This is a genomic window from Actinomadura livida, from assembly GCF_014648675.1.
Classification (GTDB): domain Bacteria; phylum Actinomycetota; class Actinomycetes; order Streptosporangiales; family Streptosporangiaceae; genus Spirillospora; species Spirillospora livida.
The window spans coordinates 496,884-506,230 of sequence record NZ_BMRO01000004.1 but is presented as its reverse complement, the minus strand read 5'-3'; the positions used below and the strand labels follow the sequence as shown (position 1 = coordinate 506,230).

Below are 9,347 nucleotides of genomic sequence, written 5' to 3'. Positions count from 1 at the left end.
CGCCGCCGGCAACGCCGTGGTGTTCAAGCCGTCGGAGTTCACCCCGGGCGTCGGGGTCTTCCTGGAGGAGCTCGTCTCCGCCGTCGTGCCCGAGCACCCCGTGCTGCAGACGATCACCGGGCTCGGCGAGACGGGCGCGGCGCTCGCCTCGTCCCCGGACGTCGACAAGATCGCCTTCACCGGCTCGGCCCGGACCGCCAAGCGCGTCATGGCCGCGTGCGCGGAGAACCTCACGCCGATCGTGGCCGAGTGCGGCGGCAAGGACGCCTGCATCGTCGACTCCGACGCCGACCTCGACGCCGCCGCCGACGCGGCGCTGTGGGGCGCGATGTCGAACGCGGGCCAGACCTGCATCGGCGTCGAGCGCATCTACGTCGTCGACGACGCCTACGACAAGTTCCTCGGCAAGCTCACCGACAAGGCCAAGGACCTGCGTCCCGGCTTCGACCGCGAGGCCGCCTACGGCCCGATCACCATGCCGGCCCAGCTCGACATCATCGAGCGGCACATCAAGGACGCCCTGGACAAGGGCGGCAAGGCCGTCGTCGGCGGCGCCGAGTCCGTGCGCAAGCCGTACGTGGAGCCGGTCGTGCTGACCGACGTGCCGGACGACTCGGCCGCCGTGTCCGAGGAGACCTTCGGCCCGACGATCACCGTGCACCGCGTCAAGGACCTGGACGAGGCCGTCGAGAAGGCCAACCGGACCAGCTACGGCCTCGCCGGGACGGTCTTCTCCGGCGACCGGTCCCGCGCGATGGACGTCGCCCGCCGGATGCGCTCCGGCATGACGTCCATCAACGCCTTCGCCGCGTTCGCCCAGGTCGCCGCGCTGCCCTTCGGCGGTGTCGGCGAGTCGGGGTTCGGCCGGATCCACGGCGCGGACGGGCTGCGCGAGTTCACCCGCCCGAAGGCCATCACGCGGCAGCGGTTCGCGACGATGAACCTGACCTCCTTCGAGCGCACCGAGAAGGAGATGGCGCGCGTCCTCAACATGATCAACATGATCCACGGCCGCCGCTACAAGCGCTGACACCGCCCGGCGCCCCCGCCCGGCGCGGGGGCGCCGCCTAGACTCGAAACCATGACATCCGGGACGTACGGTGCACCGGTGCGCAGCCGTTTCCAGGCGCCGCTGCGCGCGATGCCGCCGCCCCCACCCGGTATCCGCCCGTTCCGGCCCGATGACGTCCCGGCGCTGGGCCCGGTCATGTGGGACGCCTACCGAGGCACCCCCGACGAGGCCGACGTAGGGGGCCCGGAAGGCGCGGCACGCGAGATCCGGCTAGCGCTGGACGGCGAGTACGGCACCTTCCTCCCAGCCGCGTCGTTCGTCGCCGAGGCCCAAGGCCGCCCCGTAGGCGCCGCGCTGGTCACCCTCTATAGGGGCCTGCCGCTGCTGGCCTTCCTCTTCACCGCCCCGTCCCACTCCGGCCACGGCCTAGGCCAGGCACTCGTCCGCGCCGCCATGCACGCACTCGCCGCAGAGGGCCACGACACCCTCACCCTCGCCGTAACCCGCCGCAACCGCCGAGCCCGCCGCCTCTACGAACACATGGGCTTCGTCGAGGTCGCCTGACCCGCCCCGCTCAACCCGCGGCGGCGCCGACGGGCACCTCGACGGGATGCCCCGCGGCCCGCCACGCGGTCATTCCCCCGAGCACGTTGAGGACCGGCTCGTCCTGATGAGCAGCCAGCAGGCTGGCGGCGACGGACGACCGGTACCCGGTGCTGCAGGTGACGGCCAGCGGCCTGCCGCGCGGCACCCGGCCGAGCCGCGCGGGCAGTTCCGCGCCGGTGATGAAGGCGGCGCCCGGGACGTGCCCGGCGGACCATTCGGCGGGCTGGCGGACGTCCAGCACGTTCACCTCCTCGGCCACCACCCGGTCGTGGAGTTCGCCGACGCTGATCTGCGGCAGTCCCTCCAGCGGCTCGGCGGCGGCGCGCCACGCCGTCATGCCGCCGGCCAGCCAGCCGATGGGCGGGTCGTAGCCGATGCGCAGCAGGTGCCAGGTGACCGTCCACACGTCCTCGGGGCGGTCCACGACGAGGACGACGCGGGCGGCCTCCGGCAGCACGGTCCCCGTCCAGGTGGCGAAGGACGAGCCGAGCCCGACGTTGAGCGCGCCCGGGACGTGGCTCCCGCCGAACGCCTCCGGCGCGCGGACGTCCAGCACCACGGCCCCCTCGTCCTGGGCCCGCCGGACCTGCTCCACCTGCAGCGCGGGCGGCTCCCCGACCAGGGTGACGGGCTCGACGCCCGCAAGGTTCCGCGCACGCATCCGGCGCCAGTACGGCGGGACGGCGGGCAGGGCGTCCGGCCGCAGGCAGCGCTCGACGAACCGCTCCGGGGTGCCGGTCTCGGCGAGCCGGGCGTTGGTGCGCCGCTCGTAGCCGATGGTCGTGGACAGCCGACTCCCGATGCTGCCGCCGCACAGCGAACCGGCCACATGAGTAGGGAAGACCTCCACATGGTCGGGAAGCGAAAGGATCTTGTCCCGCACAGTGTCGCAAAGGGCCTGGGCGGCCTCTTCGGCCTCAGCGCGCCCGCCGAGCAGGTCGGGCCGCGCAAGGTCGCCGACCAGCAACGCACCGCCGGACAGCAGCAGCGCAGGTTCGTCCGCGCCGAGGTCCCGGTCGTAGACGAGAAGGCTGATGTGCTCGGGGGTGTGCCCAGGCGTGTGCAGCACCTCGATGCCGATCTCCCCGATCTCGAACTGCTCCCCGTCGCGCAGGGCGCGGTGCCGGTAGCCGAGGTCCGCCGTGGCCGAGCCGAGGGCCTGCGCGCCGGTGCGGGCCGCGAGCTGCGTCACCCCGGAGAGGTAGTCGTTGTGGCCGTGCGAGTCGAGCACGTACCGGATGCGGAGCCCCTTGCGGCGCGCCTGCTCCAGGTAGTCGTCGACGTCCCGCCGGGGGTCGAACACCAGCGCCTCCCCGGTCTGCTCCGACCCCAGCAGGTACGACGCGTGCCCCAGACCTTCGAAGTAGAACTGCTGGAAGAACATCGCCACCCCTCCAGGTCAGGGCCTGGTCAACGACCGGGCCGCATTCGGCCTTTCGCCCGCCATACCCGTAAACAAGCGGTTCGCACCTCGGTGACCTGCGGAAAGACCGCATCAACCGCGCGGTGCGGGTACTCCCAAGGCATGAGTCCATGGGGGAAACGGGACGACATGGTGGTGCACGAGCGGGAGCCGTACAACGCCGAGCCGCCCCGCACGGCGCTGGCCGGACACCGCGTGACGCCGCCCGATGCGTTCTACAGCCGCAACCACGGCCCGATCCCCGAGATCGACCCCGCCGCCTGGCGCTTGACCGTGGACGGCCTGGTGCACAACCCGCTGGAACTGTCTCTGGAGCAATTGCGCGACCGGTTCGACGACGTCGAGGTGACGGCGACGTTGCAATGCGCCGGCAACCGCCGCGCCGGTCTGCTGGAGGTGCGCGACATTCCCGGCGAGGAGCCGTGGGGCCCCTGCGCCACCGCCACCGGACGCTGGAGCGGGGTGCGCCTGGCCGACGTCCTGGCCCACGCCGACCTACACTCCGACGCCGCCCACATCGCCTTCGCCGCGCCGGACGTCTCCCCTCTCCCGGATCCGCCCGAGCCTTACGGCGGCTCCATCCCCGCCGCCAAGGCCCTGAGCCCGGAGGTGCTCCTGGCCTGGGCGATGAACGGTGAACCGCTCCCCCGGATCCACGGCGCCCCGCTGCGGGTGATCGTCCCCGGCTGGATCGGGGCACGCAGCGTCAAGTGGCTCAGCCGCGTCACCGCGCAGGCGGAGCCGTCCGCCAACTACTTCCAGGCCACCGCCTACCGCGTCCTGCCCCCGGAGGCCGACCCCAGCCGGGCCGGACCCGGCGACGGCATCTCCTTGGGGCCGATCGCCCTCAATTGCGAGATCCTCAGCCCCGACGACGGCGCCCAGGTGCCACCCGGCCCCGCCCAAGTCACGGGGTACGCCCTAGCCGGGGACGATCGCACCGTAGCCCGCATAGACGTCTCCGTGGACGGCGGCCGAACGTGGACCCAGGCGGACCTGGATGCCGGAGACGGACCGTGGGCATGGCAGCACTGGCACACGACCGTCGACCTCCCTCCAGGCGATGTCGAAGTCACCGCAAGGGCGTGGGATTCCACAGGCGCACTCCAACCCGAATCCCCGGCCCACCTGTGGAATCCCAAGGGCTACATCAACAACTCCTGGGCCCGCATCCACCTGAACTCCGCTTGAGGCCCGGTTTTACCGCCGTTCTGGGCGGACCAGGTACCAGGCGCCGGACGGGGTGACCCAGATCAGCAGTCCGGCCCAGATTTGGAAGAGTCGCCAATCCTTGCGCTGCTTCAGTCTGTGGTGGCGTCTGCAGAGCGGTGCAAGGTTGCACCGGCACGTGATTCCGGGACGCCAGGGCACCGTGTGGTCCAGATCGCAGCGGTGGGAGGGCTGGTTGCAGGTGGGGAACACGCACGTCGAATGGCGGGCTTCGACCTCTCGCCGCATCGCCGCGGGCGGCCGGTAGCCGGGTCTGCCGTGGCCCTCTTCGTCACCCCGGCAGGCCGCGTCGCGAGCTTCCGAGAACTGGCTGTGGATGCGCTGCGCAGTCTGCCGGACAGCGTGCGGCAGTTCCCGGGGAGGGACGCGCCCTTGCACATGCCTGAGGCGCCGCTCCACCTCATTCGCCAGAGCCGCGATGTCCGTATCACCGCTGAACTCGTCGCACGCACCGCCCGCTCCGGTTCGCAGGTCGTCACCCCCACCGGAGGGAGCGACGACGGGAGCGAACGGCGCGACATCACCATCGCCGACAGAACCGTCCTTCGCGCTGTCGTCGCGCGTCTCCGTCAGCAGGGCGCGGATCGCCTCGGGCAGTTCAACGCCATGCAACAGTTGCGCGGCGAGGTCGGCGCGAATGGTGTTGAGGGGCCGAGTGTCACCATCGGCCTGGATGCCGTGCGCGGCGGCGGTGATCTTGTTGAAGATGGCGTGGGCGTCCTCGGCGGCCAGGTCGCACAGGGCCAGATCGCTGGTGCCGGACGGGGTGTCCCATAGCTCCAGCCGCCGTAGCCGGGTCGCCTCCCGCCTGCGTTCTTCGACCGCTTCAGGTGCGAGGCGCTGAGCGATTCTCCTGATGCGGCGGCGCAGTTGTCCCGTGGTCTGCCCGGACGCCGTCTCCAACGCGGCGCGCTCCACCCGTCCGGCCACCTCTTCGGGAAGCCGGTCGGTGACATCGCAGATGACGCGGGCCTTGGCCATGTCGAGCCGTCCGGCGCCGAGCGCCTCTCCCGTCTCGGCCAGGGGACCGGTCAGCCGCTCGGCGAGGTGGACCAGGTTGGCGGCGGTGTTGCTCGTAACGGTCAGCGCGGCGGCGACCTCTTCGGTGACCGACTCCCGGCCGGACAGAATCCGGTGGTCAGTGTCGTCAGAGTCCTCGTCGGCGGTGCGGCGGCGGGTGAGCTCGGCGATCGCGGCAAGCTCCCGCGCCTGCGCCCACGAGGTCTGCCGCCGGGCCGCCGCCGCGACCTGGAGCAGTTCTTCATCGGTCAGATCGTCCAGCCGGTTCTTCTCACCGGACAGGCAGATAGCCAGTTGCGGACCAGGCGGGAACCACTCGCGATCTTCCCATTCACGCCGCCGATTATTGGCGATTGCGCCAACAGGTGCAGGCATTGTCACGAACATTCACCCCCAACCCGAATTCCGTCCCCCCATCATAAACGAAGACCCCACCAATACCGGCAGACAATTCAGACACGCCACATTACTGTCACCACCTTTTTCCAGCCTCCACCAAGCACCACCGCCCCAAAAACAAGACTCCACCCCCTCACCGACAGCTTTCCGCGCGAAGCGCGGCCCAACCAACACCCCGCACCAATCCCGCAGATCAACACCCAACCCAAACCACCACCGCAACCAAAGTGACAGCAACCGGCGACACACCGAAACAAGCGCACCCACCCACGGAAGGCACCTCAGCCGCCCACCACGGCCACCACGGCCACCACACAAAACCGATAAAAAGCAGAGCTCAGCCACGCACCAACAAGACAGGAACGCAGCGACCAGCCAGCAGCAGAACCCCACCAGCAAGAGATCAGCAATCCAAGCACCGAGGAAGGCGCTGCCCCCGAAGCAGCGCCCACCCACGGCTTACGCAACAACCGCCCACGTAGCGGACACACCCACCAAAGAATGACGCCCGCGCGGCCGCCCAGGCACCAGACCGGAAGGCACACCGAGCATGCGCGCGCAGCCACATCCCTCAGTCAGCGACCAGACGCGACCCCAATGGCCCCCATCCCCCCGCCGCGTATTCGCGCTGCCGCCGGACGACATACCGCCCCGGCGTACACCCGGAAGCACCATGCTCGGGATGCAGCAGATAGACAGGAGCAGACGCCTCGAAGACACCAATAGCAAGGCCACCGGCGTCCGACAAATGCGTAGTCCAGCGACAAGCGCCAGAATCGGCGACGAGCGTATGTGGATTGCCACCCGCCGCACCCCGGAGTAGTTCAACCCCTTCGGCCGGCACTTCCCTCCAGGTGGCATTCGGCCAGAACGACACGGACACCGAGACCTCGGAGAACGGAATGACGATCAGGTCGCCCTGAGCTTGGATCCCGTCAATAACGGGGATGCTCACCGATTGCTCAAGATGGTCGAGCACGGCGAGCCCGGTCTGCTGGGAAAGAGACGCGAGAGTCACAGTCATCGAAATCACCTCAGGTTCGGCGGACGAGTCGTGAGTACTGATCACCGGACAGCCCGTAGGTCCAGCCGGCGGCGGCGACCGGGTCGTCGATCCCGCCCGGCACGGTCAGCCCGTACCGGCGGCGGTGCCCGTCGCGTTCGATGGAGCCGTTGACCGCGAGCAGCACCCGGGTCTGCTCGCGAAGGTCGTAGAGCCGCAGTTCGGAGCCGGGGTTGCCGGGGTCCGGCGCGGCGGCCACCAGCCGCAGCCCGGCCCGGTCGATGTAGTCGCCCCAGCCGATCTTCTCGATCGCGCATCGCCGGACCTCGATGTTGGTCTCCCGCGCGATCCGTTCGACGTCGGGGTCGTCGTCGATCACCCAGGACGGCACTTTCGTGCCGTGCCAGGCATGGACGTCCCAGCCGTCGGCGAACCGGAGGGCGGGGCCGTCCGGGCGATGCAGCCGCACCTGCCCTTCGTCGCCCCAGACCTCGGTGTGGATCTCGACGGGCCGCTCGGATACGACGCAGACGTCTTCGCGCGGCCACCACCAGCCACACGACCGGACCGCCGCCGCCCAAAAGTCGAGCAGACGATTCTGCTCAGGCGTGAAGACGACACCGGACGTCCGGCGGATCGCGTCGTAGTGGGCGGGCCAGGACGCACAGAGAGCCGCGTACCAGGAGTCGCTCCGCCAGGACACATCCCGAACCGACCGGAGCGCCATGGCGAGCGTGCTGCGGCGGGATGCCATGAGCGGCGCTCGCACGACCTGCCCCAACAACTTGTCCAATGCACGCTGATGGCGCATCACGGAGACATCGAGCTGCGCGGTCAGTTCACTGATCGACCTGCGGAACCGCAGCGCCAGCGGCCAGTCGGCGACACGGTCCACAGACTCGGACGCCCGCAACCGCAGCCCAGGCGGAACGGTCTCCAGGGCAGCCAAAGGCGAGGCGACCCAGTGAAAACGCGGTGGATCGGCCCCGATCAGCCGGTACAGCTCAGAGATGGCGGCCTCGGCGGCCGCATGGTCAGCGGGCAGGCTGGAAAGCAGATGACCAAGCCATTCCGCGCGGATCTCGGCAGCTTCCCGCTGCGCGAAGACGCTCACCGGACGAGGGCGGCGACGCCCCTTTCATAGATCATGGCCAGGATGGTGACAGACCAAGTCCCGACTTGTCCACCTCCTTTCCGCAACCTCGGCACACAACGTCCCACCAACGACGTCCTACAGACGACGTCTGACTTCAGCCGCCCTCCGCCGAGCCACACGAGCACGAACACGGCGGGCCATGCGCTTCGCCATCCTCCTCCGGACGGCCTGGATCACCGCCGTCTCCAGCCCCAGTGCCAGCCGGATACCGTCGGCGACCTGGTAGGCGCGGTCCGCCAATCCGGGGGTCAGAAGGCTGGGCAGATAGGCGAAGGAGAATCCGCGCTGGGGGTCGGCGAAGGCCAGGCCGCCGGTACCGGACGGCCAGCCGAAAGCGGCCCCGCCGCCCATGTCCACGGTGCCGACGATGTACCCCAGACCCCTAGGGGAGGGCAGCCAGGTCACCCGGTCTTCCTTCATCGTGACCAGCGCCGAGAGCCGACCGGTCCTGATCGGGCCGATGAGGCGAACGCCGTCCACCTCACCGATGAGGGCGGCGTACATGCGAGCGAGCGCCTGGGCAGTCGCCGCACCGCCGGACGGAAGGTCCAGCACCTGACTCTCGGGCCGGTTCGCCAACACGGCACCCACCTGCATCCACGACGGAACCACCTGGTGGTACAGCGAACCGTCGGGGAAGTGCACCAGGCTGTCGGATCGGTCCCCGTCCTCCAGCCGCGCAACTCGGCACAGATGACGAGCCGGGACGCCGAAGAACAGATCGTCGGGGACGCCGAGCGGAGCGGCGACCTCGTCCCGCAGGACCGCCGAGACGGGCCGCCCGGTGACCCGGCGGGCGACCTCGCCGAGGATGAAGCCGTAGGTCAGCCCGTGGTGCCCGCTCGTGGCGCCCGCCCGCCAGAGCGGCCGCAGGTCCGCGATCCGCGCGCACATCCCGTCCCAGTCGGCGAGGTCGTCGAGTGTGATGCCGGACGGGGTCTGCGGTACCCCGGCGGAATGGGTGAGGACGTGTGCAAGCGTGACGTCGGTCTTGCCGTGGGCGCCGAACTCCGGCCAGTAGGCGGCGACCGGGGTACCGTAGTCGAGCAGTCCATGCTCCGCAAGCACATGGACGACGGTCGAAATCGGCCCCGGGCCACTGGGAAAGAGTGTTCGCTCGTCGACCGGACGGCCCGTAGTCGCATCGGCCGTAGTCCCATCGGCCTTACCCGCGCACACGTTCACCACGGGCTCACCGTTCAGGTAGGCGGCGACTTGGAGCCCGACCTCCTGCCCGGACGCGACGAACCGCTCGGCCAGTTCCCGCGTGCCCGCCTGGACGTCCATCTGAGGCTCCTTCGAAGGGGTGGGCACGAATCTAAGGCGTCTTAGGGGGCCGCATAAGGCGTCGTACCGATGTGGGGGGCGGGGTCTTAGGACGAGCCTTGTACATGTCGGGCCAAGACGGGTCCGGCGGGAACAGGGAGACGGACATGAACCGCCCGGAATTCAGCAATGTGATCATCAAGGACCGCGTGCGGGCGCTGCGGGAGGAAGC

8 protein-coding genes are annotated in these 9,347 nt (G+C 69.9%); 3 read left to right on the top strand and 5 right to left on the bottom strand.

From position 1 onward, the window contains the following. Both IEZ03_RS12100 and IEZ03_RS12095 read left to right on the top strand, forming a co-directional pair. The coding region (locus IEZ03_RS12100; protein ID WP_229808230.1) for an aldehyde dehydrogenase family protein at positions 1-1,030 on the top strand (1,030 nt) is incomplete at its 5' end. 78 nt (positions 1,031-1,108) lie between these two features. Beyond that, positions 1,109-1,576, top strand: coding sequence for a GNAT family N-acetyltransferase (locus IEZ03_RS12095; protein WP_184888208.1), 468 nt, complete (start codon positions 1,109-1,111; stop codon positions 1,574-1,576). A 10-nt stretch (positions 1,577-1,586) separates the two neighbouring features. Here the strand turns inward: IEZ03_RS12095 and IEZ03_RS12090 are convergent, their stop codons facing one another. Beyond that, on the bottom strand, positions 1,587-3,002 hold the full coding sequence (locus IEZ03_RS12090; protein WP_184888210.1) for an MBL fold metallo-hydrolase: 1,416 nt from the start codon (positions 3,000-3,002) through the stop codon (positions 1,587-1,589). 141 nt (positions 3,003-3,143) lie between these two features. Between IEZ03_RS12090 and IEZ03_RS12085 the strand changes: the two genes are divergently transcribed. Continuing rightward, positions 3,144-4,232 (top strand): sulfite oxidase, encoded by a 1,089-nt coding sequence (locus IEZ03_RS12085; RefSeq protein ID WP_184888212.1) that lies wholly within the window; start codon positions 3,144-3,146, stop codon positions 4,230-4,232. 9 nt (positions 4,233-4,241) lie between these two features. Here the strand turns inward: IEZ03_RS12085 and IEZ03_RS12080 are convergent, their stop codons facing one another. The 4 genes from IEZ03_RS12080 to IEZ03_RS12065 all read right to left on the bottom strand — a co-directional run bounded on the left by IEZ03_RS12080 (position 4,242) and on the right by IEZ03_RS12065 (position 9,136). Continuing rightward, positions 4,242-5,678 carry an HNH endonuclease signature motif containing protein gene (locus tag IEZ03_RS12080; RefSeq protein ID WP_184888214.1) on the bottom strand — a complete coding sequence of 479 codons (1,437 nt, stop codon included), beginning with the start codon at positions 5,676-5,678 and terminating at the stop codon, positions 4,242-4,244. A 583-nt stretch (positions 5,679-6,261) separates the two neighbouring features. After that, a complete protein-coding gene (locus tag IEZ03_RS12075) occupies positions 6,262-6,714 on the bottom strand; it encodes a DUF8820 family protein (protein ID WP_184888216.1) in 453 nt (150 codons plus the stop codon). Positions 6,715-6,724: 10 nt separating this feature from the next. Continuing rightward, on the bottom strand, positions 6,725-7,807 hold the full coding sequence (locus IEZ03_RS12070; protein WP_184888219.1) for a DUF6745 domain-containing protein: 1,083 nt from the start codon (positions 7,805-7,807) through the stop codon (positions 6,725-6,727). Between the two features lie 117 nt (positions 7,808-7,924). After that, positions 7,925-9,136 carry a serine hydrolase domain-containing protein gene (locus IEZ03_RS12065; RefSeq protein WP_184888221.1) on the bottom strand — a complete coding sequence of 404 codons (1,212 nt, stop codon included), beginning with the start codon at positions 9,134-9,136 and terminating at the stop codon, positions 7,925-7,927. Positions 9,137-9,347 lie beyond the last annotated feature (211 nt).

Bases quoted from the DNA above. Each gene is read 5' to 3' on its own strand.
- IEZ03_RS12065 (WP_184888221.1), bottom strand. From the start codon at position 9,136: ATGGACGTCCAGGCGGGCACGCGGGAACTGGCCGAGCGGTTCGTCGCG.
- IEZ03_RS12085 (WP_184888212.1), top strand. From the start codon at position 3,144: ATGAGTCCATGGGGGAAACGGGACGACATGGTGGTGCACGAGCGGGAG.
- IEZ03_RS12080 (WP_184888214.1), bottom strand. From the start codon at position 5,678: ATGTTCGTGACAATGCCTGCACCTGTTGGCGCAATCGCCAATAATCGG.
- IEZ03_RS12090 (WP_184888210.1), bottom strand. From the start codon at position 3,002: ATGTTCTTCCAGCAGTTCTACTTCGAAGGTCTGGGGCACGCGTCGTAC.
- IEZ03_RS12075 (WP_184888216.1), bottom strand. From the start codon at position 6,714: ATGACTGTGACTCTCGCGTCTCTTTCCCAGCAGACCGGGCTCGCCGTG.